General features: G+C 54.6%; 26 protein-coding genes, 1 tRNA gene and 1 pseudogene. 21 read left to right on the top strand and 7 right to left on the bottom strand.

The features are described from left to right. Positions 1–10 precede the first annotated feature (10 nt). The 8 genes from CKV94_RS02645 to CKV94_RS02610 all read left to right on the top strand — a co-directional run bounded on the left by CKV94_RS02645 (position 11) and on the right by CKV94_RS02610 (position 4,088). Positions 11–430 carry an HIT family protein gene (locus CKV94_RS02645; RefSeq protein WP_035580030.1) on the top strand — a complete coding sequence of 140 codons (420 nt, stop codon included), beginning with the start codon at positions 11–13 and terminating at the stop codon, positions 428–430. A 240-nt stretch (positions 431–670) separates the two neighbouring features. Further along, positions 671–1,273, top strand: coding sequence for a sigma-70 family RNA polymerase sigma factor (locus CKV94_RS02640; RefSeq protein WP_003822541.1), 603 nt, complete (start codon positions 671–673; stop codon positions 1,271–1,273). After that, positions 1,266–1,478: a zf-HC2 domain-containing protein gene (locus tag CKV94_RS11575; protein WP_246824954.1), complete on the top strand. Its 213-nt coding sequence runs from the start codon at positions 1,266–1,268 to the stop codon at positions 1,476–1,478. The genes CKV94_RS02640 and CKV94_RS11575 overlap by 8 nt, the downstream gene beginning before the upstream one ends. A gap of 116 nt (positions 1,479–1,594) precedes the next feature. Further along, positions 1,595–1,670, top strand: a tRNA-Phe gene (locus tag CKV94_RS02630). A gap of 199 nt (positions 1,671–1,869) precedes the next feature. After that, a complete protein-coding gene (locus tag CKV94_RS02625) occupies positions 1,870–2,088 on the top strand; it encodes an Arm DNA-binding domain-containing protein (protein ID WP_003822536.1) in 219 nt (72 codons plus the stop codon). Positions 2,089–2,119: 31 nt separating this feature from the next. Beyond that, positions 2,120–2,533 (top strand): AlpA family phage regulatory protein, encoded by a 414-nt coding sequence (locus tag CKV94_RS11330; protein WP_003822535.1) that lies wholly within the window; start codon positions 2,120–2,122, stop codon positions 2,531–2,533. Between the two features lie 203 nt (positions 2,534–2,736). Further along, on the top strand, positions 2,737–3,006 hold the full coding sequence (locus CKV94_RS02615; protein ID WP_456298174.1) for a DUF7146 domain-containing protein: 270 nt from the start codon (positions 2,737–2,739) through the stop codon (positions 3,004–3,006). 557 nt (positions 3,007–3,563) lie between these two features. After that, on the top strand, positions 3,564–4,088 hold the full coding sequence (locus CKV94_RS02610; protein WP_035580024.1) for a hypothetical protein: 525 nt from the start codon (positions 3,564–3,566) through the stop codon (positions 4,086–4,088). A 69-nt stretch (positions 4,089–4,157) separates the two neighbouring features. Here the strand turns inward: CKV94_RS02610 and CKV94_RS02605 are convergent. From CKV94_RS02605 to CKV94_RS02590, 4 genes and pseudogenes are all read right to left on the bottom strand, one after another. Continuing rightward, positions 4,158–4,475: pseudogene (locus CKV94_RS02605) on the bottom strand (IS1595 family transposase); the annotation flags it as partial. 140 nt (positions 4,476–4,615) lie between these two features. After that, a complete protein-coding gene (gene rpsI / locus CKV94_RS02600) occupies positions 4,616–5,008 on the bottom strand; it encodes a 30S ribosomal protein S9 (protein ID WP_003822527.1) in 393 nt (130 codons plus the stop codon). Positions 5,009–5,020: 12 nt separating this feature from the next. Beyond that, positions 5,021–5,449, bottom strand: coding sequence for a 50S ribosomal protein L13 (rplM, locus tag CKV94_RS02595; RefSeq protein ID WP_003822525.1), 429 nt, complete (start codon positions 5,447–5,449; stop codon positions 5,021–5,023). Positions 5,450–5,777: 328 nt separating this feature from the next. Next, entirely contained in the window at positions 5,778–6,341 is a 564-nt protein-coding gene (locus tag CKV94_RS02590) for an alpha/beta hydrolase (protein WP_003822524.1), read from the bottom strand. 243 nt (positions 6,342–6,584) lie between these two features. Here CKV94_RS02590 and pseB point away from each other — a divergent pair, with 243 nt between their 5' ends. The 3 genes from pseB (at position 6,585) to pseC (ending at position 9,526) form a co-directional block, all read left to right on the top strand. Continuing rightward, positions 6,585–7,583, top strand: a complete 999-nt coding sequence (gene pseB, locus CKV94_RS02585; protein ID WP_003822522.1) for a UDP-N-acetylglucosamine 4,6-dehydratase (inverting) — start codon at positions 6,585–6,587, stop codon at positions 7,581–7,583. Positions 7,584–7,686: 103 nt separating this feature from the next. Continuing rightward, positions 7,687–8,250, top strand: a complete 564-nt coding sequence (locus CKV94_RS02580) for an Sbal_3080 family lipoprotein (RefSeq protein ID WP_179209331.1) — start codon at positions 7,687–7,689, stop codon at positions 8,248–8,250. Positions 8,251–8,368: 118 nt separating this feature from the next. Then, positions 8,369–9,526: a UDP-4-amino-4,6-dideoxy-N-acetyl-beta-L-altrosamine transaminase gene (gene pseC / locus CKV94_RS02575; RefSeq protein ID WP_003822519.1), complete on the top strand. Its 1,158-nt coding sequence runs from the start codon at positions 8,369–8,371 to the stop codon at positions 9,524–9,526. A 70-nt stretch (positions 9,527–9,596) separates the two neighbouring features. On the opposite strand, the gene CKV94_RS02570 is transcribed toward pseC, so the two are convergent. Further along, positions 9,597–10,409, bottom strand: coding sequence for a formate/nitrite transporter family protein (locus CKV94_RS02570; protein ID WP_003822517.1), 813 nt, complete (start codon positions 10,407–10,409; stop codon positions 9,597–9,599). A gap of 232 nt (positions 10,410–10,641) precedes the next feature. Beyond that, positions 10,642–10,866, bottom strand: a complete 225-nt coding sequence (locus tag CKV94_RS02565) for a DUF1653 domain-containing protein (RefSeq protein ID WP_003822516.1) — start codon at positions 10,864–10,866, stop codon at positions 10,642–10,644. A 146-nt stretch (positions 10,867–11,012) separates the two neighbouring features. On the opposite strand from CKV94_RS02565, the gene CKV94_RS02560 reads away from it, so the two are divergent. The 4 genes from CKV94_RS02560 (at position 11,013) to CKV94_RS02545 (ending at position 14,096) form a co-directional block, all read left to right on the top strand. Next, positions 11,013–11,429, top strand: a complete 417-nt coding sequence (locus CKV94_RS02560) for a YqaA family protein (protein ID WP_035580269.1) — start codon at positions 11,013–11,015, stop codon at positions 11,427–11,429. Positions 11,430–11,475: 46 nt separating this feature from the next. Continuing rightward, the gene (locus tag CKV94_RS02555) at positions 11,476–12,162 is read left to right on the top strand and encodes a histidine phosphatase family protein (protein WP_003822513.1); all 687 of its coding nucleotides are present in this window, start codon (positions 11,476–11,478) and stop codon (positions 12,160–12,162) included. A gap of 104 nt (positions 12,163–12,266) precedes the next feature. Then, on the top strand, positions 12,267–12,992 hold the full coding sequence (locus CKV94_RS02550; protein ID WP_003822512.1) for a nitroreductase family protein: 726 nt from the start codon (positions 12,267–12,269) through the stop codon (positions 12,990–12,992). Positions 12,993–13,328: 336 nt separating this feature from the next. Next, positions 13,329–14,096 (top strand): pseudaminic acid cytidylyltransferase, encoded by a 768-nt coding sequence (locus CKV94_RS02545; RefSeq protein WP_003822510.1) that lies wholly within the window; start codon positions 13,329–13,331, stop codon positions 14,094–14,096. Between the two features lie 68 nt (positions 14,097–14,164). On the opposite strand, the gene CKV94_RS02540 is transcribed toward CKV94_RS02545, so the two are convergent. Then, positions 14,165–14,437 (bottom strand): GNAT family N-acetyltransferase, encoded by a 273-nt coding sequence (locus CKV94_RS02540; protein ID WP_003822509.1) that lies wholly within the window; start codon positions 14,435–14,437, stop codon positions 14,165–14,167. 89 nt (positions 14,438–14,526) lie between these two features. Between CKV94_RS02540 and pseG the strand changes: the two genes are divergently transcribed. From pseG to CKV94_RS02510, 6 genes are all read left to right on the top strand, one after another. Beyond that, entirely contained in the window at positions 14,527–16,179 is a 1,653-nt protein-coding gene (gene pseG, locus CKV94_RS02535) for a UDP-2,4-diacetamido-2,4,6-trideoxy-beta-L-altropyranose hydrolase (RefSeq protein WP_003822506.1), read from the top strand. Positions 16,180–16,230: 51 nt separating this feature from the next. Continuing rightward, positions 16,231–17,283, top strand: a complete 1,053-nt coding sequence (gene pseI, locus CKV94_RS02530) for a pseudaminic acid synthase (RefSeq protein WP_003822505.1) — start codon at positions 16,231–16,233, stop codon at positions 17,281–17,283. Positions 17,284–17,809: 526 nt separating this feature from the next. Then, a complete protein-coding gene (locus CKV94_RS02525; RefSeq protein WP_003822503.1) occupies positions 17,810–19,009 on the top strand; it encodes an oligosaccharide flippase family protein in 1,200 nt (399 codons plus the stop codon). Next, entirely contained in the window at positions 19,002–20,087 is a 1,086-nt protein-coding gene (locus tag CKV94_RS02520) for a glycosyltransferase family 52 (protein WP_003822502.1), read from the top strand. Before CKV94_RS02525 ends, CKV94_RS02520 begins: the two co-directional genes overlap by 8 nt. Before the next feature lie 24 nt (positions 20,088–20,111). Then, positions 20,112–20,936, top strand: a complete 825-nt coding sequence (locus tag CKV94_RS02515; protein WP_003822500.1) for a beta-1,6-N-acetylglucosaminyltransferase — start codon at positions 20,112–20,114, stop codon at positions 20,934–20,936. Next, a complete protein-coding gene (locus tag CKV94_RS02510) occupies positions 20,933–21,796 on the top strand; it encodes a glycosyltransferase family 2 protein (RefSeq protein WP_003822499.1) in 864 nt (287 codons plus the stop codon). The genes CKV94_RS02515 and CKV94_RS02510 overlap by 4 nt, the downstream gene beginning before the upstream one ends. The last annotated feature ends 7 nt before the right edge of the window (positions 21,797–21,803 follow it).

The following is a 21,803-nucleotide window of genomic DNA, read 5'->3' as shown; positions in this document are numbered from 1 at the left end:
GGAGAACGACATGTCCGCATACGACAGCAACAACATCTTCGCCAAAATCCTGCGCGGCGAAATCCCCAACCATACGGTGTACGAAGACGAAAAAGTCCTCGCCTTCCTCGACGTGATGCCACAGGCACGTGGCCATGTGTTGATTGTGCCGAAAACGCAGGCCCTGGAGCTGAGCGATCTGCCATTAGAATACGCACAAGCTGTGTTTGCCACCGCCAAAAAAATCATTGCCGCCCAGCGCAAAGTTTTACAGCGGCACGGCATCGTGCAAATGCAGCTCAATGGCCAAGAAGCCGGCCAAAGCGTGTTCCACTACCATATGCACCTGATTCCCGGGCATCTGCACGAGTTGGGGGAACACGAAGACAAGATGGCCGACCACGCTGAACTGGCCGCGCTGGCTGCCAAACTGCGTGAGGCCATAGCGTAGCCGTGCTTCGATTTGGCAGTATATTGAAGCAGCAATAATTAGATCGGCTGCATTTAGCACAATGTCCACAGCAATGCTAAAAGGCTACCTGAAAAGTTTCAGGTAGCCTTTTGAAAGAATCCTGTGGGGCAGATAAATGCAGCTGCCATGTCAGAATAGCAGTAGCCAAGTCGTCTAATCACAAGAGACCACTCACGGTATGAGGCTACCTGAAAATTTCAGGTAGCCTTCCATAGCAAGATGAAATCCGATCAAGTAGAAACCAATAATCATGAACAGGTTTGGCAGCAAACGGATACCGCCGAACTGCGGTGCAAACTTTTGCGTTTTGCCACCCTGCAGCTACACGATGCCCAATGGGCGGAGGATGTGGTGCAAGACACCATGCTGAAAGCCTTTGCCCGCCGGCAGCAGTTTAAGGCGGCTGCGCAATGGCAAACGTGGGTATTCGCCATTTTGCGCAACACCCTATTAGACAGCCTGCGCAGCCGAAAAAGCCAACTGCAATGGCAAGTGAGCAGTGAAGACGAACAGTTTCTTGATACCGTGCGCCAGCAGCAGTTTGATGAGAGCGACCATTGGACGGATAGCGCCACTCCTCAAACATGGGCTTCCCCAGAAGATACCATCCGGCAGCAGGAGTTTATGCATACCATGGAATACTGTCTCGAGCACCTGCCGGATAATACCGCGCGGGTATTTATGCTGCGCGAGTTGATGGGGTTGGAAGTGGCTGAAATCTGCCAGCAAACCGGTATCAGCGCCGATAACTGCTACACCATTCTCTACCGCGCCCGCAACGGCCTGCGCCGTTGTCTGCAAAGCAATTGGTTAAATGGATAATGAAGGAACAGCTATGCTGAAATGCCAACGAGCCGCAGAATTGATTTCGCTGCAACATGACCGCCCATTGAGCCTTTGGGAATGTTGGCAGTTACGACTGCACTTGCTGGTTTGCTCACCCTGCCAACGCTATCAGAAACAACTGGACACCATCAGTTTGGCAATGCACCATGTGCGGCAGGAACAGGCTGGAGACAAGCAGTGAAAGGTTACCTGAAAAAGTATGTGATAAAATAATATGTTCGTTAATTAATAAAAATATTTTACTGAAAAGGCTTGACTCAGATTGGAATAACTGGTGTAATAGCGAACTTCAATAGTGGCCAGATAGCTCAGTTGGTAGAGCAACGGATTGAAAATCCGTGTGTCGGCAGTTCGATCCTGCCTCTGGCCACCACTAACCGCATTTTAGCGGTTATTTTTTTGTCTAACGCCGTCTATCCGAATCTACAAGACCCAAGCCCAGCAAGGCTTCTAGCTATGTTTAGGGCTTGTTTGGTATCTACCGCCGTCTATCCGAATTGCATTGAAGCAACAGAATTTTGGGGGTATATTGGGGGGTATCTTAGAAATACCGCCGAAAAAATACCCCCAAAATGCCGCTAACCGACCGCCAAATCAAGAATGCCAAGCCTGCCGCCAAAGCCTACAAGCTGGCTGACGGTGGCGGGCTGTATCTGCAAGTTACCCCGGCAGGCGGCAAACTGTGGCGCTTGAAATACCGCGTAGGCGGCAAAGAAAAACTGTTATCAATCGGGAAATATCCCCTTATGCGACCTGCCGAAAAAAGCTACAAGGCATTGAAGAGAAAGTAGAAGGTATAAAGAAAAAGTAAGCTGCTATGCCATGGATGAAAGCTTGTTCTTGTCCATGGATAAAGGCTTGTTATCAGCCATTCCGGCCGCCTATTCGGGCGGCTATATTTTTGCCCGTGTATTTCACTGCTATTTAGCAGCAACGAGATACACGGGCATTTTAATTTGGAGAGCAAGAAACATGGAAAATATTACGATGCGAATGTTGCGCCTGCCCGATGTGATGGCGATTACAGGCTTGAGCCGGGCGGCGATTTATGCCAAGTGCAATCCGAAAGACAAGGCGCGGTACGACCCGGATTTTCCGCAAAGGGTGCAGCTATCCGCCAATACGGTAGCTTGGCCTTGGCTGGTGTCGGGCAATCCGCTGGCCTACCGGCGCAGCCAAACGCCAGCCCGGCAGCCTGCCGCCGCAAGCAACCGGCATAAACACCGCAAGCGATAAATGCGCGGTAAACGGCTTAAATTTGCGTTTATAGCGCGTTTAGGCCGTGCGGCAGTAATTGCCCTATCTTTCCATTCTATCCCCTTAATTTCGCAAATCAGGCCGCCTAGCGCACGTTTTGGCACTAGGCAGGGCGGTTTGCAGCCTGAAGAAGGCCAAATCATGAGTTATGGGGCGAATGCGAGCCGTGGAACGGCAGCCGGCTGATTGCGGATTATCTGCACGGGCGCGGCATTCCCTATCCGGAGCAGTTGCCGATAAGCGGCGATTTGCGCCTGCATCCGCGTTTGGCCTATTGGCACGCGGGGCGGGTTATCGGGCGTTTTCCCGCTATGGTGGCGGTTTACCGCGATACGGCGGGCAAGCCGTGCGGATTGCATCAAACCTATCTCACGGTGGCCGCCGGCGGCGAAGTGGCCAAGGCGGCGCTATATGAGCCGCGCAGCCGGCAACGGCTACTGGAATCCAACTAGCTACCACAGGGGCTCTGTATAGTATTTCATATTCACATCTCAATACCATTCCTGCTAATCAAGGGCCGGGGTCTCATGAAGGAGGACAAAAACAAAATCAGCCAGCAAAAGCAACTGCTACACAACCCCAACAGGCTGTAGCTGCTGCAGGCGCGCCTATACCCCCAGATCCGAATAATGGTAATCATCATAATAGATCAAATAATATCAAGGAAAGGCATAGAGAATATGCTGAAATGGCTGATAATGACATGTGAGCAAATAGTTCTCAATTTGAAAACGGAACTACTAGAAATTCGTCTACTCAGATTTTTGCCAATATATCATAAGAAGAATCTATGATTAATCTAGAAAGAAATGGTTTCTCATGGCATGCAACCAATCAGTCAAATGTTTACTATTTTGAGAAAGGTTGTGTTAGATAAATTTTTTATCCAAGAAGTACATGTGGAGGAATTCGTAATGGGAAAACAGGTTTACCATCAGCAGAAATGTTGATTGATGGAGAGAGAGTTGGTATAAAATACGATTTTGCATAATTAAATATGAGATATTTTATGAAAAAATTTAGTGACATTATGACTAAAAATGAATTTAGATTTCCAGATTTCTTTTTCTTTAATAAAGAGTTAAATTATAATAAATTTTTATTTTTTGATTTTCCATTATTTAGCGATAAAGAATTTGCAAATGAGTTTAGCAATATTCTAATTTTAAATAATTATTTAGAATTAAATATTTTTACTTCAGTCAGTGATAGTCCTGTGGTCAATGTGGATGTAGCAAATAATAATTTAACAGATATAGGCAAAATAATATACGAGAAAGAGATTAATTTAACAGGAGTTGTAATCATACCGCATAATCTTAGTTGGTGTGCAGCACAGTATTACCCTGTTGACTGGGGTGTATTTGCATTTAATACCCATAATAAAAAAGCGAAATCGCTATTTGATTCTTTAGATAAAGATTGGTTTGTAACAATCTATCAGCTACAAAAATCATTAAATGATAAATCTTCTCCCTTGTATGAAGAATTTGGAGAGGAAGGTATAGAGGCAATATTAAATAACTATGCATAAGGGTTTGTTATTTGGGGCTGTGTTTTAACACTCCGTGGATAAGAAATAATAAGGGGCTGTCCTAGATAACTAGGTTAGACTATCCTTTACCATTTGTTTTAACATGGCAATTTGATATTTCATTTTATTGTTGTTAAATCGCCATTCGCACTCTTTCAAATACAGCTCGAAATGCTTTTTCGGAATGCCGTTGAATTTACGCAAATGACGTTTGACCTGACTCCAGAAGTTCTCAATCCCGTTAATGTGGTTTTGCCTGTCTGCAAAACAGGTGCGGTAATTGATGTGCAAGTGGTTAAACTCGCTAACATCCAATACATTGTAGGCACTGTGGCAATCAGTATAAACCACGCTGTCCGGCCTTACCTTCTCCTGGATAATCGGCAGCTAGCTAGGTGAACAAGGTAGGGCGTCATAAATAGTATTCTTTAAGCATTTAAGGCTACCTGAGATTTTCAGGTAGCCTCTTAAATGTTTGTGTATAAATAAAGAGCCGGGGAAGCCGGCTCTTTTGCAATATAAACGAATTAACGTTTGGAGAACTGTTTGGCGCGACGTGCTTTGCGCAGACCGAATTTCTTGCGCTCCACTTCACGGGCATCGCGGGTAACGAAGCCAGCTTGAGAGAGGGCAGATTTCAAACCTGCATCATAGTCGATCAGGGCGCGAGTGATGCCGTGACGGATGGCACCGGATTGGCCGGTTTCGCCGCCGCCGCACACGTTTACCATAATATCGAATGCTTCAGCATTTTCAGTCAGAACCAAGGGCTGACGCACCACCATGCGGCTGGTTTCGCGAGCGAAAAATTCGTCAACGGGGCGACCGTTTACCACAATCTGACCGGAACCTTTTTGCAGGAACACACGGGCTACAGAACTCTTGCGACGGCCAGTGCCGTAGTAGTATTTACCGTTCATAAAATGGTGTCCTTAAATTTCCAATACTTTGGGTTGTTGGGCGGCATGCTGATGTTCGCTGCCAGCGTACACTTTCAGCTTGCGGATCATGGCGTAGCCCAAGGGGCCTTTAGGCAACATGCCTTTAACAGCTTGTTCTAGAGCGCGGCCGGGGAATTTGTCTTGCATTTCCCGGAAAGTGCGCTGGTAGATGCCGCCAGGGAAGCCAGAGTGACGGTAGTAGATTTTGCCTTCATTTTTATCACCGGTAACACGCAGCTTGCCGGCATTAACTACAATGATGTAGTCGCCAGTATCTACGTGCGGGGTGTATTCGGGCTTGTGTTTGCCACGCAAGCGACGGGCGACTTCGGTAGCCACGCGACCCAGAACTTTGTCTTGGGCATCAATGACATACCATTCGCGCTTCACCTCGTGCGGTTTGGCTGAGAAGGTTTTCATAGCAGGAAAATCCAAATTAATATAAGAAAACTTTAATTTTAAAGATTAAGCGGTTTACTGTCAATGTTTATCCTGAGCGGAAACGGAATTTATGGCGTAATCCCTATACATTGTTGCAGTAAGGCAAGACAGGGAGGAAAGCCGTATATATAGATAAGCTTTCAATTGTTGCTACCGTTTAACATTGTTTGGACAGGCGTTGGTGGAGATAATATACATAATTTCAACCGATTATATTTATTTTATACCGGTTTAATTGACGCATGCGAGACGCAACAAAGAGTGTAGAGGCTACCTGAAAACCGTATTGCCCGTAGCGCCAAGGATATTAGTCATCCCACAACATTTCCTGCATCAGCCGCATGCCCCATTGCCAGCCGCCCAAGCGCTGGTTGAGGTGGCCGGACTGCGGTGCGCGTAACAGCCTGGCTTGCCAGATGGTGGCGGTATCGCTTGCCCAGTCGGTTGGGCACAGTGGATTTTCATCTTGCCCAATTACTAAAGCGGCTTTGCAGTTGGTACGGGCGCGTTTCAAGGTATGCCATTCATCATCCATGCAGGCAGATTGCAGGGGGGAGACCAAAATCATGCCGCAAATGCGTTGTTGGCTGCGCATGCTATTTTGGAACTGCCAGGCCATGACGGCCGGTACGCCTGCGCCGTGTGCCACAATCATGGCCTGGCCGGGAATAAGCCGCCACGCTGTGTTGATTTTACTTTGCCATTGGGCAATGCCTTCATCGGCAGCGCAAGATACTTGTTGCACCAGCGGATAACTGCGTGCCCAAATGTCTATCCACATTTCCGGCTCGGCAGCGTCACGCACGAGGAGCAGGGTAAGGTCTTGGGCGGCAGACATAGGCGGTAGGGTGGAGTAGGGGAAAAGCATCATTGTAATGCATGGCTACTCTAAAGAGGAGTAACGTGGGGGAGTCTATATACTGTTATTCCTACTTTGGCACGGCTATAAGTGTAGTTTGGAGAGGCTGTGCTGCCACTTTTCAGGTAGCCTGCGGCACGATAGAAGCCGTTGGATGCCGGTGCTATAATCCGCCACTTCATATTACGCTGTTTCCATTAAGATGATTTTGCGGTGGAATCAGCTGTCCTATTAAGCTAAAACAACAGGTTATCCATGCTTTCTAATTCCACCATCCTCGTAACCGGCGGCACCGGCTCGTTCGGCAACACCTTCGTGCCCATGACCCTAGCCAAATACAATCCCAAGAAAATCATCATCTTCTCCCGCGACGAAATGAAGCAGTGGGAAATGGCGAAAAAATTTCAGGGCGACAAACGCGTGCGCTTCTTCATCGGCGACGTACGCGACAAAGACCGCCTCTACCGCGCGCTTGACGGCGTGGATTACGTCGTCCATGCCGCCGCCACCAAAATCGTCCCCACCGCCGAATACAACCCGTTCGAGTGTGTGAAAACCAACATCAACGGCGCAATGAACCTGATTGACGCCTGCATCGACAAAGGCGTGAAGCGCGTCGTCGCCCTGTCCACCGACAAAGCCAGCAGCCCTGTCAATTTATACGGCGCCACCAAACTCGCCAGCGACAAACTCTTCGTGGCCGGCAACGCCTATTCCGGCGAACACGGCTGCCGCTTCGCCGTGGTGCGCTACGGCAACGTGATGGGCTCGCGCGGCTCGGTAATCCCGTTTTTCCTCACCCAGCGCGCACGCGGCACGCTGCCGATTACCGACCCGCGCATGACCCGCTTCATGATTTCGCTGGAACAGGGCGTGGAGCTGGTGTGGCACGCGTTTGACGACATGGTGGGTGGCGAAATTTATGTGAAAAAAATCCCGTCCATGAACATTTGCGATTTGGCCGCCGCCGCCGCCCCCGAATGCGCGCAGGAAACCGTCGGCATCCGCCCAGGTGAAAAACTGCACGAGCAGATGATTGGCGCGGAAGACTCGTTCCACACCTACGAATACCCCGAACACTTCAAAATCCTGCCCGCCATCAACGGCTGGGACGAAACGCCCGAGCGCATTAAAAACGGCGTGAAAGTGCCCGAAGGCTTCGTGTATGCCAGCGACAACAACACGGAATGGATGACGCGGGAGGAATTGCAGGCGTGGATTGCGGCGAACAAAGAGAAAATCGGCGCGATTTGATAGAGAAGGCTACCTGAAAGAGCAGCTTCAATGAAGTTAAAACTAGTTGAACAATTTTCAGGTAGCCTGAATTTTATGATGGAGACATTTAAAGGAGAAAATTATGTATTCAAATCAAAAGAGACTTTTGGCAGCATTGCTAGGAGCAACCGTCCTTTCTGCATGTACATCGATTACGGTTCAACCTGTTAGTGCAGCTGAAGATATCAGGGAAATCTGTATTGAGAATAACCCGCGTGTGCAGGTTAGAGATTTTGTTAGCGTACTGCAAAATCGGTTGGCATATCATAATATTCAGTCGCAAGTTGTAGAAAATAAATCAGCACAAGGTTGTGTTTATTCTATGACTTATACTGCTTTGCGTTCTTGGGACGTAACTACTTACCTATCACATGCCGAATTATATCTTTGGAAAGAAGGAAGACAAATTGCGCAGGCAGAATATCATTTGCGAGGCGGTGGCGGTCTGGCATTGACAAAATTTGCTTCTACACAAACCAAAATGGAACCTGTCATTGATCAATTGTTAGGACGAAGTGGTGTAAAACAAGGAGCTCCTACAACAGTTACTCAGCCACGAGTTTCCCCTGTTCCTATGCAGCAGCAACAACCTCAGCAAATAGAGCAGGAGCAGCCGATGATAAACGAGAATATGGGCAATAATTAAAACCTAATTTCAGGTAGCCTGCATTCGTACAGGCTACCTGAAAATAAAATCCCAGCAGCTACGCATCAGAAAAGCCATTTCCACAACAAATCCCATCTATCCAACTCAAGGACTCCAAATGATCCCCTACGGCCGCCAAACCATTTCCGAAGCCGACATTGCCGCCGTTGTGCGTGTGCTCCAATCCGACTTCCTTACCCAAGGCTCGCAAGTGCCTGCCTTTGAAGACAGCTTGAAAAACTACTGCGGAGCGCAGCATGCCGTGGCCGTAAACAGTGCCACTTCCGCCCTGCATCTCGCCTGCCTCGCCCTCGGCTTAGGCAAAGGCGACAGCCTGTGGACATCCCCCATCACCTTCACCGCCTCCGCCAACTGTGCCCGCTATTGCGGCGCAGACGTGGATTTTGTAGATATTGATCCGAACACGCTGAATATGTCCCCCGCCGCGCTGGAAGCCAAGCTGAAAGCAGCCAAAGTTTCAGGTAGCCTGCCCAAAATCGTTGTGCCGGTTCACTTCTCGGGCGAACCCTGCGATATGCGGAAAATACACGAACTATCAAAAGAATACGGTTTCAAAATCATCGAAGACGCGTCCCACGCCGTCGGCGGTAGTTATCAGGGCGGCAAAGTTGGTAACTGCCAATATAGCGACATCACCGTATTCAGTTTCCACCCCGTCAAAATCATCACCACTGCCGAAGGCGGTGCCGCCCTCACCAACAGCTCGGAGCTTGCGGCCAAACTCGCCCTGCTACGCAGCCACGGTATCACCCGCAATCCCGAAGAAATGGCTCAAGAGCCGGACGGCGCTTGGTATTACCAGCAAATCGACCTCGGCTACAACTACCGCATGACCGAACTGCAAGCCGCCCTCGGCGTGAGCCAGATGACCCGCATCGACGAATTCGTCGCCCGCCGCCACGATCTGGCCACGCGATACGACCGCCTGCTTGCCCACCTGCCGCTTATTCTGCCGCAGCGCAACCCGCAAAACCGCTCCGCCCTGCACCTCTATCCCGCGCAAGTGCGCGCCGACAGCGGCAAAACACGCCGCCAGGTGTTCGACTTCCTGCGGCAAAACGGCATCGGCGCCAATGTGCACTACATTCCCGTGCACACCCAGCCTTATTACCGCCAACACTTCGGCTTTAAGCCGGGCGACTTCCCTGCCGCCGAAGCCTACTACGCTGGCGCAATCAGCATCCCGCTGTATTTCGGGCTGACCGAAGCCGAACAGGATAAAGTAGTGGAAGCATTGGAGCGGGCTTTCAGCTAGTGACCGCAAACACGACAAAGGCTACCTGAAACCGGTTTTCAGGTAGCCTTTTAACCGCATGGTATGACAGCTAAATCGAATAATCGTCTTTCAATAAATGCTTATACGCGTGCAGATACGAAGCCGCCACAAACGCCGTGCCGCCGGCCACATTGCCTAGAAACACGGGAATCATATTGGCAAAAAACTGCCCCCACGACACATTCGCTCCCGCAAAAATGCCGGCCGGGATGATAAACATATTGGCCACAAAGTGTTGCAGCCCAATCAGCACAAAGGTCATCACCGGAAACCACATCGCCAAAATTCGCCCCGAAGTCTGCTTCGCGCCGAAATAAAACCAAATACCCATGCACACCATCCAGTTGCAGGCAATGGCCGACACAAACGAACGGCCAAAGCTCATGCCCACCTTGGCTTCGGCAATGGCAACGGTTTTCGCCGCCGCCACGCCTTCGGTCAAGCCCACGAAATGCCCGAGGAAATACGCCATACACAAAGCACCGGCCAAATTGCCCAAGCTCACAATCAGCCAGTTGCGCATCAGGTTGGCCACATTGATTCTTTTGCCAAACCAGCCCAGCCCCATCAGCATCATATTGCCCGTGGCCAGCTCGCCGCCGCCAATCAAAATACAAATCAGACAGATAGGGAACACGGCCGCGCCCAGCAAGTTGGCCAGGCCCGGCCATTCGGGCGGAATGCCGGTAACCACTTTTAAAAACGCCAAATAGCCGAAGCCAACATAACCGCCGCCCAGAAAGCTCAAAATCGCCAGCGTTTTCAGGCTCGAGCCTGATTTTGCCTGAGCTTTTTGCAGAGAATCCTGCAAAATTTCATGGGGGTAGAAGTCGCGCAAATGTTCCGGTTTTACAAAATTCATGGCTTGTCCTTATCGGCAGTTCAACGTTGGCAAACTGTATCAAGCACACGGCATTTTGTGAAAGAATGATTACTTTTATGGAAATTGCTGCCGGTTATAAGCCGGCTGGGTGCAGAAGCAAGTAGGCATTTTCAGGTAGCCTGCAAAACGCAATAAAGGCTACCTGAAATGCAGCCAACGTATTTTTACTGCATTGCGCCGTATGTTCAGGTAGCCTTCGGTGTTTCAGCCGTCAGTCGAACGCCTTCACCAGCGCAAACCGTGCCACAGAGCCGTTGTCCGTGGCCACTTCCTCCGCAAACATCGCCAGCGGGCGCACCCACACGCCGTAGTCGCCATAGAGCGCGCGGTATACCGCCAGCGGCTCTTCTGTTTCACTGTGCCGCGCTGTGTGCAGCAGTTCGTAGAGATTGCCTTTGTAGTGGCGGTAGAGGCCGCGGGGCAGGGTGTGGGGCATGGCGGTTTCCTTGTAAAATGCAGCCCTGATTATAGCTTAAACCGCTGGGCTGCTTGCTTGGGTACTCTGGTTTTAGCTGCGCCGCAACTCGGCTTTTTTCGGAAACCTTATTTTCATTTTTCAGCTAGCCTGCAACGCCATTGATGATGTCTGATTTCTCCCTACTCGCCGCGCTGTGGTTTTCCGCTTTCACTTCCGCCACGCTGCTGCCCGGTACGTCCGAGGCCGCGTTTGCCGCCTTCTTATGGCAGCGCCCAGAAGCCGCGTGGGCGGCCTGGCTGGCGGCAGGCAGCGGCAACACCTTGGGCAGCTTCACTTCCTATTGGATCGGCTGCCAATTGCCGGAGCGCGGCCAAAGCAAACTGTCTCCCCGAGCCGTGAGCCTGCGGCGGCGGTATGGCGCATGGTTGCTGCTTTTGGCTTGGCTGCCCGTGGCTGGCGATGCTTTGCCCCTGGCTGCCGGCTGGCTGCGTTTGAACGCGTGGGCATGCACGGCAGCGCTGGCGGTGGGTAAGTTTGCCCGTTATGCCTTGATTTGGCAGGGCGTGGAGTGGTTGCTTTGATTGTGGGCTACCTGAAAACTATCCTTATGAGATAGGACAGAAACACATGAAAACTCTCTACCTCATCCGCCATGCCCAAAGCCACGCCAACGCCGGCGGTGCGCCGCTGCCCGACTGCGAGCTTCCGTTGAGCGACATCGGCCGCCGCCAAGCCGCCGAACTTGTTGCCAGACTACCTGAAAGCAAACACAGCGAGCTGAGCCCACAAGAAAATAGTGCGCCGCCGCACGGCGAACCCTCAAGCCGCTCGGTGTTCGTCTCCCAAATGCGCCGCACCCGCGAAACTGCCGCGCCCTATTGCCGGCACTACGGCATCGAGCCCGCTGAGTTGCCCTGTTTAAACGAATTTTCCTATCTGCCATTCGATTTGATCGCCAAGCTCAGCCCTGGCGAGCGCAAGCCTCTTGCCCAAGCCTATTGGCAGCGCGGCGATGTGGACGAGCGAGTGGGGCAGGGCGCGGACAGCTTTGCCGATTTCGATACACGGCTGGAAGCGTTTTTGCAGCAATGGCATCAGTTGCCCGATGGCAGCTTATTGTTCGGCCACGGGATTTGGATTGCCTTATTGGCCTGGAAACTTTTAGGCTTTCAGGTAGCCTCTCCTGCCGATATGGCTGCCTTCCGTGCCTTTCAAACCGCCCTGCCTATGCCGAATACCGCCGTGTGGGCACTCTCCGGCAGCTGCCGAGAAGACTTGCGGCTGGTGTTTCAAAGCGGCCCGGTGGCAGAGTAAGGCGCCGAATGGTGCAAGGTTACCGCCTGCGCTTGCCAAGGATTAATGCAATCATTTTGAGCATTGTTTAAAATAATGTTTTCAGGCTACCTGAAGGAGTAATCATGACCCTGCAACAAGCCCTCGAACGCCGCCGCTCCGTGCGCCACTACGGCGACGTACCCATTGATGCCGACACCGTGCGCCAATGTCTGCGCCTCGCCCAGCTTGCCCCCAGCAGCTCCAATATGCAGCTTTACGAGTTCTACCACATTACCGATGCTGCCGTGTTAAAGCAGCTCGCCGAAGCCTGCCTCGGGCAGAAAGCCGCCGCCACCGCACCGCAAATGGTGGTGTTCGTTACCCGCCAAGACCTGCACCGCAGCCGCGCCCAAACCGTGCTCGATTTCGAGCGCGGCAACATCCAACGCAACAGCCCGCCGGAAAAACAGGCCAAACGCATTCAGGCGGAAGAAGGCTACCGCAACAAGCTCATGCCCTTTGTTTATGCCCGCTGCTTCGGCCTGCTCGGTGCGTTCCGCAAAATGCTCTCATGGAGCATCGGCCTGTTCCGCCCGATGATGCGCTATGTGTCTGAAGCCGATATGCGTGTGGTGGTGCACAAAAGCTGCGGCTTGGCGGCACAAACCTTTATGCTCGCCATGGCTGAAGCCGGCTACGACACCTGCCCGATGGAAGGGCTGGACAGCCACCGCGTGAAACGTATTCTGAACCTGCCGCGCGGCGCAGAAATCAACATGGTTGTTTCCTGCGGCATCCGCAAGGAAGGCCATGGTATTTGGGGCGAACGCTACCGTCTACCGTTTGACGAGGTGTATCGGCATATTTGAAGCGCCGCACACAAATTTGAGGCTACCTGAAAAGTTCCAGGTAGCCTTTTTGATAGACGGGCGGATTTTACATTTTAGTGGATTAACAAAAATCAGGACAAGGCGGCGAGCCGCAGACAGTACACACGTTACGGCAAGGCGAGTCAACGCTGTACTGGTTTTTGTTAATTCACTATACCATGCCAAGCACCGCCGAAACCCTTGTTGCAGCCACCGCAATCCCTGCCTGCACCCATCGCAAACCGCTGCGGCCACCTGCCCAAATCAGCTATAATCCCCGCCGTAATAAACCGTATTCGCCACGCCTTCCCCAAGGCCGGCAGAAACCGCTACTCCATGACCCTTTGCATCATTCCCGCCCGCGGTGGCAGCAAACGCATTCCGCGCAAAAACATCAAGCCATTCAACGGCAAGCCGATGATTGCCTATTCCATCGAAGCGGCGCTGGAGAGCGGCTGCTTTGTGCGTGTGGCGGTGTCGACCGATGATGAAGAAATCGCCGCCGTGGCGCGGCAATACGGCGTGGAAACCCCGTTTGTGCGCCCGCCCGAGCTGGCGGATGATTTCGCCACCACCGGCGCCGTGATGCGTCATGCCGTTGCCACGCTGCTGGCGGAGAGGCTACCTGAAATTGAGCGCAGCGGGTTGTTACATGGCAAAAGCGGGCAGCCGGATTGTTCAGCTAGCCTCAAGCCAGCCTTGCCCGAAGTCTGCTGCCTGTATGCCACCGCCCCATTCGTGCGCCCTGCCGACCTGCAACGCGGGCTGGATACGCTGCGCCGAAGCGGTGGCGATTATGCTTTTTCGGTAACCGATTTCCCCTTTCCTATCCAGCGTGCCCTGCGGCTGAACGGGCAGGGCGGCGTGTCGATGTTTCAGCCGGAAAATTTTGCCGTGCGCTCGCAGGATTTGGAGCACGCTTGGCATGATGCGGGGCAGTTTTATTGGGGCAGTGCCGAGGCTTGGCTGGCGGAAAAACCGATTTTTAACAGCCGTTCTGCTGCCGTGAAACTGCCGCGCTATCGTGTGCAGGACATTGATACGCCGGAAGATTGGGTGCGGGCGGAAATGATGTGGCGGGTGTTGCAGGAGATGGGCGGTTAGCCAGATTGGCAAACCTAGCTGCGCCTTTTGCCGCGTAGAAGCTCACGGTGTTCGCTTTCAGCTAGCCTTTAGGCTTCCAAATCGGCAAATTCCGGGTGAAAGGCAAGATAGCCGATCACGAACGGGCAGTCGCTGCGGATTTTCACGCCCTGCCGTCGCGCTTCTTCCAGCGTGGTGCGGACGATGTCGGCAGCGATGCCGCGCCCGTAGGGGCTGGCCGGTGCTTCGGTGTGCAACAGCTGCCAGATACCGTCTTCAGCGCGGTAGGACACATAATAGGTTGTGCCGTGTTCGGTGTATTCGAAGCGTTGTGCGGCCGGGTTGTGGGTGATGGTGCGCATAATGGTTTTCCTGTTTTCAGGTAGCCTGTGTTTTTGCTACGCAGAAGGCTGCGTTCGCTTTCAGGTAGCCCTTGATTAAAGACCAAACGATGAAGATTTTAATCCGTGCAGACGCGTCCCTCCAAATCGGCAGCGGCCACATCATGCGCTGCCTCACGCTGGCGCATGAGCTTTCGCGGCGCGGCCATGAGGTGCGTTTTATCTGCCGTGCGCTACCCGGCCATTTGGGCGAAACCATCGAGCGCGCCGGTTTCGGCTTGGTGTTGCTGCCCGTGCCGCCGCAGGCCGGAAGGCTACCTGAACGCGAATTCAGCGAGCTTCTGCGTAGCAGAAATGAACGCAGTGAGCTTTGCCAAAACGAAGCGAAGACAGCAACGCACTTTAAGCCAGCCCATGCCCATTGGCTGCCGGTATCACAGGCGCAGGATGCCGCCGATTGCGTGCCGCATATCCGCGCTTTTGCGCCGGATTGGATTATTTGCGACCACTATGCCTTATCCGCCGAGTGGGAGCAGGCCGCCAAAGCTGCCGCGGGCAGCCGCCTGATGGCGATAGACGATTTGGCCGACCGCCCCCACGCCGCCGATTTGCTGCTGGATCAAAACCTCGGCCACACCCCTGCCGATTACGTTGGCCTGATGCCGCCTGCCTGCCGCCTGCTCACCGGCACGCGCTACGCCCTACTGCGCGAAGAATTTGCAGCGTGGCGCGAGGCAAGCCTGCAACGCCGTGCCGCCCAAGCCGAGACAGGCTACCTGAAGCATATTTTGGTGAATTTGGGCGGCGTGGATAAGGACAACCATACTTTGGCGGTGCTGCAGGCGCTTTCAGGTAGCCTGCCTGCCGCCTGCCGCGTTACCGTGGTGATGGGCAAAACCGCGCCGCACACCGCTGCCGTGCAGGCTTTTGCCGATAGCGCGCCGTATCCTTGCCGCGTGCTGGTGGGCGCAAACAATATGGCCGAGTTGATGGCTGAAGCCAATTTGGCCATCGGTGCGGCGGGCAGCACTTCGTGGGAACGCTGCTGCTTGGGATTGCCCACCATGATGCTGGTGTTGGCGGAAAACCAACGCGGCATCGCTGAAACCTTGCAGCAGGCCGGCGTGGCGAGCGTGGCTGATATGGCGGATTTGCCTGCCAGCTTGGCCAGTCTGTTGGCCGAAACGCCTGCCCTGCGGGCAGAGCAAAGCCGCCGTGCCGCCGCGCTGTGCGATGGGCGCGGCGTGCTGCGGGCAGCCAATAATTTGGCCGATTTCGCGCCTGCCGTGCTGCGACCCGCCGCGTCTGCCGATTGCCGCCGCCTGTTTGAGTGGCGCAATCATCCCGAGATTCGCCGCTTTATGTTCGATAGCGGGGAAATCGCTTGGGATGGGCACCAGGCATGGTTTGCCCGCCAGCTGGCCAATCCCGAGTTCACCATGCTGCTGTATGAAGCCGGCGGCACGGCGCAGGGCTATGCCAGCTTCAAACACCTGGGCGGCGGCCGCTGCGAATGGGGCTTATACCTTGCGCCCGATTGCCCGCGCGGCCAAGGCCACGGCAGCACATTGGGGCAGCTGGCGTTACAATATGCTTTCTGCCGCCTGAATATGCGCGAAGTACACGGCCAAGTGTTGCCGCACAATGCCGCCAGCCAGGCCCTGCACCGCCGGCTCGGTTTCCGCCCGGCAGATAAGGCAGCCGGGCAGGAGGCGCAGCAGGCCTTGTCATTTGTGCTTCGTGCCGAAGATTTTTTGTATTAAACGCTAAAACGGCAGCCTCCCCATGAAGGCTACCTGAAACCGAAACTACCCATGAAACCCGCATTCCAAATCAACGGCCGCCCCATCGGCGCTGCCCACCCGCCCTACATCATTGCCGAGATGTCGGCCAACCATAACGGCAGCCTGCAAACCGCCTTCAACATCATAGAACAGGCCAAGGCTGCCGGTGCCGATGCCGTCAAAATCCAAACCTACACCGCCGACACCATCACGCTGCGCAGCAACGCGCCCGAGTTTCAAATCAAAGGCGGCCTGTGGGACGGGCAAACGCTGCACGAGCTGTATCAAAAAGCACATCTGCCTTGGGAATGGCACAAGCCGCTGTTTGATTTTGCCCGCGAGCAGGGCATCACCATTTTCAGTTCGCCGTTTGACTTCACGGCGGTGGATTTGCTGGAAAGCCTCAACGCCCCGGCTTACAAAATCGCCTCGTTTGAAGCGGTGGATTTGCCGCTGATCCGTTATGTGGCGCAAACCGGCAAGCCGATGATTGTGTCCACCGGCATGGCCGATGCAGAAGAAATCGCCGAAGCCGTGGCCGCTGCGCGCGAAGGCGGCTGCAAGGAATTGGTGCTGCTGCACTGCGTGAGCGGCTACCCCGCTCCGGCGGCGGATTACAACCTGCGCACGCTGCCCGATATGGCGCAGCGCTTCGGCGTGCCGGTGGGTTTGTCCGACCACACGCTGGACAACACCACCGCCATCGCCGCCGTGGCGCTCGGTGCGTGCGTAATCGAAAAACACTTCACGCTAGACAGAAACGGCGGCGGTCCGGACGACAGTTTTTCTTTAGAGCCGCAGGATTTGGCCGAACTGTGCCGCAGCAGCCATACCGCCTGGCAGGCGCTGGGGCAGGCCGATTACGGTTTGAAATCGAGCGAGCAGGGCAATATCCAGTTTCGCCGTTCGCTGTATTTTGTGAAGGATATGAAAGCGGGTGACACCATCGGCGCCGACTGCATCCGCAGCGTGCGCCCCGGCTACGGGCTGGCGCCCAAGCATTACGACGCGCTCATCGGCAAACGCCTGCGCCGCAATGTGGCGGCCAATACGGCCACCGATTGGGATTGCGTGGAAGAGTAGAAAAAGTTTTAGGTAACCTTACGGCAGTGTTAGAGGCTACCTGAAAACTTGAGTACCAACGAAGCTGGGAATTCGCTTTTTGTGAAATCAAACGCAAAATATGGGGAGAAAACGGTTGAGGTTGTGCCTGTTCTGCTGGCGCCGCCGAATGGAGCGCGGTTTTTCGGGAAATAAGGGCTTGCATGTTTGAAGCGGCGCAGCCGCAAGTTGCGAGCCCGCCCGAAAAACCGTGCGGAGAGAGGGAAGTTTGGCGGAGCCAAACCTGTGCCCGCAGTCGCCTTTCTTTTGCTTTCTTTTCTTTGGCGAAGCAAAGAAAAGAAAGTGCCCGCGCCGGCATGAGGCGCAAGGGTGAATAAGGAGCAAATGGAGAAGGCTGCCTGAAACCTGGCTTTCTCCTTGCAAAAGCGCATAATATACTGATTTAATTTAATATTGAAAAGAATTTTATGTGCTCAAAATTTTATAAGAAGCTTAAAGTTTCAGGTAGCCTTCCGGCAGTGTGAGAGGCTACCTGAAAAGTTCCTATATGAAGATTCTAAAAGACAGCCTCATCTACCTAGTCGGCGAAATGCTGGCCAAGGCCATGCCTTTCCTGCTGCTGCCCTATCTCACGCGCAAGTTGGGTACGGCGGGGTTTGGCGAGCTGTCGTATTATCAGGCGGCATTTTCGCTGCTGCTTATCGGCTTCGGCATGAGCCAGGATGGCGCGGTGACGCGGTATTACTATGTATACGGCCAGCGCAACCTGCACAGCGTGGTGTATGCCGGCGCGCTGTATACCGCTTTTGCCGCGCTTATCGGCCTGTTGGCGGTGTGGCAGCTGCATTCGCTGGCGTTGGCGGCGGTGGTGTGTGCGGCGGCGGCGCAAACGGTGTTGGCCACGCAACTGAGCCTGCGCCAATGCCGCAAACAGGCCTTGGCCTATACGGCCATTCAGTTCGGCAGCAGCCTGTTCACCACCGTGTTCACGGTGTGGCTGCTGGAAATGAGCGCGGATTATCCGGTGGAGCGGCGCTTTTTGGCGCTGTTTGCCGGCAATGCGCTGGTGTCGCTGGCGGCTTATCTGCTTTATCGACGCAGTGCCGGGCAGCAGCTGGGATTCAATCGGCGGCGGGTACGGCAGGCTTTGCGCTATATTTTCGCGCTCGGCCTGCCTTTGGTGATTCACCATGCGGGCAATTATGTGAAAGGGCAGTTCGACCGCGTGGTGATTTATCAGGGCTATTCCGCCGCCACGCTGGGCGTGTATTCGGCGGGCTATCAAACCGCCAGCGTGTTGGGCGTGTTGCTGATGGCGTTGAACAAAGCCACTGTGCCGTATTACTACCAGGCCTTGCGCAGCGGCAAAATCACGGCGGCCACGGTGCGCCGCTGGGCGCTGCTCTCGCTCTTGGCCGCGCCGTTGCCGGCATTGGTGGCCTGGCTGATGCCGGAGCGGCTGTTTTTGTGGCTGCTCGGGGCGCAGTATACGGGGGTGCATTACTATATTTGCCTGTTTTTGCTGGGTTTCGGTTTAACCGTGCCCTATTATTTGCAGGTGAATTATTTGTTTTACCACGCGCAAAACCAGCGCATCGCGCTCACTTCGCTGCTCTCGGCAGGCGGCTATTTGCTGGTGTTGCTGCTCACCGCGCGGGTGGGCATCCAATGGGTGCCGCTGGCGATGGTTGCGGGCAACGCGCTGATTTTCCCGATATTGTTCCGGCAGGTGAAACCGTATGGCTGATTTGGCAAATTTAATCATCTGCCTCACGCCCCTGCAGGCCTTGATGGCGCAGCGGCTGATGGCGCAGCGTGCAGAGCCGTTCGATTTGCTGATGCTGTGCTACGAAGATGCGGATAATGCCAAGTTTAGGCATTATTTTCAGGTAGCCTCTGCGGGTAGCCGCCATGCCGAATATGCCCTGATTCCGCAAAGCAAATGGCGGCGCGAGCTGAGTTTGCCCCGCCTGCTGCGCGGGCTAGATAAAGAATACGCCACCGCCTTTGCCGCCAGCATCGATAATCCAAACGTGCAATATGTGCTGAACCGCATCCGCTTTGATGCGCTGGAAACCTTCGACGACGGCACAGGCAACCTGATTCCCGGCAGCGTGCTCTACCGCAACAGCAGCAACCGCCAGCGGCAGCTGATGAACCGCCTGCGCGGCATCCGCCTGCAAACCGAAGACCTGCGCCGCCTCTCGCGGCGGCACCACACGCTCTATCCCGGCCAGCCCAATATTGCCGCGCCCACCGTGCCGCTGGATTTGTGGGCGGCAGCCGAACAAGGGCTACCTGAAAGCGGGCAAGGTGAGCTTCGCCAAAGCGAAGGCAGAGAGGTGCTGAGAAGCGAAAATGGGGCAGTGGATAAGTTTGGCATAAACGAAAGGCTACCTGAAAAAAATACGGCCGATGTGGCTGCCACAAACCCTACGCCCGTCCGCACCCGCCGCATCCTGCTCGGCCAGCCATTGCTGCCCAACGCGGCAGATAACGCCGCGCTGGCCGAAAGCCTGCTGCGCCGTTTTGAGATTGGCGAATATTTCCCGCACCCGCGCGAAACCTACCGCGTATCGGGCGCCGAACACATTGCCAGCCCGCTGATTTTTGAAGACTATCTATTGGAAAGCCTGCGCCGCGAGCCTGATACCCGCTTCGAGGTGTATCACCTCGTCAGCACCGCCGCGCTGAATGTGTACGCCTTCCCGCGCACCGCCGTGTATGCCGTGCGCCCCGCAGAAGCCACCTTTCACACGCCCGGCGTGGCGCGGATTTATGAAGTGATGACGCAGTTGGGCATTCCGATTATCGATATTGAGTGAGTTTCACGATAACTGTTTAGCGTTATGAGCAGCGCCTTTTTAATTTTGTGCCACCGCCCGCCGCTGTATTGGCTGCGGCTGGCCGAGCGTCACCCCGAAATCCGCCTGCTGCTGCACTACGATGCCAAGGCGGATATCGGCGCGTTGTCACCCCTGCCGCCGAATGCGCGCCTGATTCCGCAGCGCGTCAACATCCGTTGGGCGGGTTTCAGCATGGTGGAAGCCACGCTGCACCTGATGCGTGCCGCGCTGGCCGATGCAGACATCCGCTTTGTGCACCTCGTGAGCGGCAACTGCATGCTGCTGAACACCCCCGAGCAAATCGAGTGCGAATTTGCCGCACTGCCACGCGGCAGCCTGTTGCTGGAATGCCATGCCGAGCCGCGCCTGCGCTACCGCGTGCGTTTCAACACGCCGCACGCCGACACCACCTGGCAGCGCCGCCTGCCCGGCAAGCTGCTCACCAAAGCGTTTCAGGCAGCCGATAAAATCCTGCCTGCCACGCAAACAGCTTATGCCGGCAGCCAATGGTTTTCTGCCGACCGTACGGCCTTGGCAGCCCTGCTGAATGCGGCAGATGAACAGGCCTGCGCCTTCTTCCGAAAGAAGCTTTGCCCGGACGAGCATTTCTTTCAATATCTGGCAAAAAGGCTACCTGAAACGGCGGGCATCATGTTGTGGCCCAACAACCGCCGCCATATCCGTTTCGCTCCGGGCAGCAACCACCCCGATATGCTGGCTTTGGCCGAACTGCAAGATTTGCGCCACAGCCCAAACTGGCTGGCACGCAAAGTGGACGACGATACTGCGCTGCGCTTTTTAGACGAGATAGAAGGAACAGCGGCATGATGGCGCCAGCGCAAAACCAACTTTCAGGTAGCCTTTCGGTGGAAAGCACACCGCCGTTTTCCGTGTTGATGTCGCTGTATGCGCGCGAGCGGCCGGAATATCTGCGCCAATGTTTGGCCAGTTTGGCCGCGCAAACCCTGCCGCCAAACGAAATCGTGCTGGTGTATGACGGCGGGCTACCTGAAAACCTGGAAGCCGTGGTGGCAAGCTTTTCAGGTAGCCTACCGCTGAAGATTGTGCGGCTGCCGCAAAACGTGGGGCTGGGGCGGGCACTGAATGCCGGTTTGCAGGCCTGTGAGCACGAATGGGTGTGCCGCATGGACACCGACGATATCTGCCACCCCGAGCGTTTCGCGCGGCAGCTGGCTTTTGTGGCAGCGCACTCAGAGCTTGACGTGTGCGGCAGCCAGATTGACGAGTTTGAACATGCGCCGGCCGATGCCGCGCACAGCCGCCGCGTGCCCTGTGCGCACGAGGAAATTGCCCGCTTTGCTAAAAGCCGTAATCCCATCAACCACATGACGGTGTGCTACCGCAAATCGGCAGTGCTCGCAGCGGGCAATTATCAGCACGCGCCGCTGTATGAGGATTACGATTTGTGGGTGCGCATGCTGCTGAACGGCTGCCGTTTCGCCAATCTGCCCGAAGTGCTGGTGTATGCGCGCGCGGGCGATGAAATGTATCGGCGGCGCGGCGGTTGGGCGTATGCAAAAAATGAGCTGGCCATGCAGCGGCGCTTCTACCGTGCGGGCTTTTTGAGCGCGGCGCAGTGGGCGAAAAACGTGCTGTTGCGATTGCCGGTGCGGCTGCTGCCGAATGGGGTTCGGCAGTGGGTGTATCGAGTGTTGTTGCGGAAATAATTTCAGG

The sequence above is a fragment of the Eikenella corrodens genome (genome assembly GCF_900187105.1).
In the GTDB taxonomy this organism is placed as follows: Bacteria; Pseudomonadota; Gammaproteobacteria; order Burkholderiales; family Neisseriaceae; genus Eikenella; species Eikenella corrodens.
This window is presented reverse-complemented; position numbering and strand designations above follow the sequence as displayed.

Bases quoted from the DNA above. Each gene is read 5' to 3' on its own strand.
- CKV94_RS02645 (WP_035580030.1), top strand. From the start codon at position 11: ATGTCCGCATACGACAGCAACAACATCTTCGCCAAAATCCTGCGCGGC.
- CKV94_RS02640 (WP_003822541.1), top strand. From the start codon at position 671: ATGAAATCCGATCAAGTAGAAACCAATAATCATGAACAGGTTTGGCAG.
- CKV94_RS11575 (WP_246824954.1), top strand. From the start codon at position 1,266: ATGGATAATGAAGGAACAGCTATGCTGAAATGCCAACGAGCCGCAGAA.
- CKV94_RS02625 (WP_003822536.1), top strand. From the start codon at position 1,870: ATGCCGCTAACCGACCGCCAAATCAAGAATGCCAAGCCTGCCGCCAAA.
- CKV94_RS11330 (WP_003822535.1), top strand. From the start codon at position 2,120: ATGGATGAAAGCTTGTTCTTGTCCATGGATAAAGGCTTGTTATCAGCC.
- CKV94_RS02610 (WP_035580024.1), top strand. From the start codon at position 3,564: ATGAAAAAATTTAGTGACATTATGACTAAAAATGAATTTAGATTTCCA.
- rpsI (WP_003822527.1), bottom strand. From the start codon at position 5,008: ATGAACGGTAAATACTACTACGGCACTGGCCGTCGCAAGAGTTCTGTA.
- rplM (WP_003822525.1), bottom strand. From the start codon at position 5,449: ATGAAAACCTTCTCAGCCAAACCGCACGAGGTGAAGCGCGAATGGTAT.
- CKV94_RS02590 (WP_003822524.1), bottom strand. From the start codon at position 6,341: ATGATGCTTTTCCCCTACTCCACCCTACCGCCTATGTCTGCCGCCCAA.
- pseB (WP_003822522.1), top strand. From the start codon at position 6,585: ATGCTTTCTAATTCCACCATCCTCGTAACCGGCGGCACCGGCTCGTTC.
- CKV94_RS02580 (WP_179209331.1), top strand. From the start codon at position 7,687: ATGTATTCAAATCAAAAGAGACTTTTGGCAGCATTGCTAGGAGCAACC.
- pseC (WP_003822519.1), top strand. From the start codon at position 8,369: ATGATCCCCTACGGCCGCCAAACCATTTCCGAAGCCGACATTGCCGCC.
- CKV94_RS02570 (WP_003822517.1), bottom strand. From the start codon at position 10,409: ATGAATTTTGTAAAACCGGAACATTTGCGCGACTTCTACCCCCATGAA.
- CKV94_RS02565 (WP_003822516.1), bottom strand. From the start codon at position 10,866: ATGCCCCACACCCTGCCCCGCGGCCTCTACCGCCACTACAAAGGCAAT.
- CKV94_RS02560 (WP_035580269.1), top strand. From the start codon at position 11,013: ATGTCTGATTTCTCCCTACTCGCCGCGCTGTGGTTTTCCGCTTTCACT.
- CKV94_RS02555 (WP_003822513.1), top strand. From the start codon at position 11,476: ATGAAAACTCTCTACCTCATCCGCCATGCCCAAAGCCACGCCAACGCC.
- CKV94_RS02550 (WP_003822512.1), top strand. From the start codon at position 12,267: ATGACCCTGCAACAAGCCCTCGAACGCCGCCGCTCCGTGCGCCACTAC.
- CKV94_RS02545 (WP_003822510.1), top strand. From the start codon at position 13,329: ATGACCCTTTGCATCATTCCCGCCCGCGGTGGCAGCAAACGCATTCCG.
- CKV94_RS02540 (WP_003822509.1), bottom strand. From the start codon at position 14,437: ATGCGCACCATCACCCACAACCCGGCCGCACAACGCTTCGAATACACC.
- pseG (WP_003822506.1), top strand. From the start codon at position 14,527: ATGAAGATTTTAATCCGTGCAGACGCGTCCCTCCAAATCGGCAGCGGC.
- pseI (WP_003822505.1), top strand. From the start codon at position 16,231: ATGAAACCCGCATTCCAAATCAACGGCCGCCCCATCGGCGCTGCCCAC.
- CKV94_RS02525 (WP_003822503.1), top strand. From the start codon at position 17,810: ATGAAGATTCTAAAAGACAGCCTCATCTACCTAGTCGGCGAAATGCTG.
- CKV94_RS02520 (WP_003822502.1), top strand. From the start codon at position 19,002: ATGGCTGATTTGGCAAATTTAATCATCTGCCTCACGCCCCTGCAGGCC.
- CKV94_RS02515 (WP_003822500.1), top strand. From the start codon at position 20,112: ATGAGCAGCGCCTTTTTAATTTTGTGCCACCGCCCGCCGCTGTATTGG.
- CKV94_RS02510 (WP_003822499.1), top strand. From the start codon at position 20,933: ATGATGGCGCCAGCGCAAAACCAACTTTCAGGTAGCCTTTCGGTGGAA.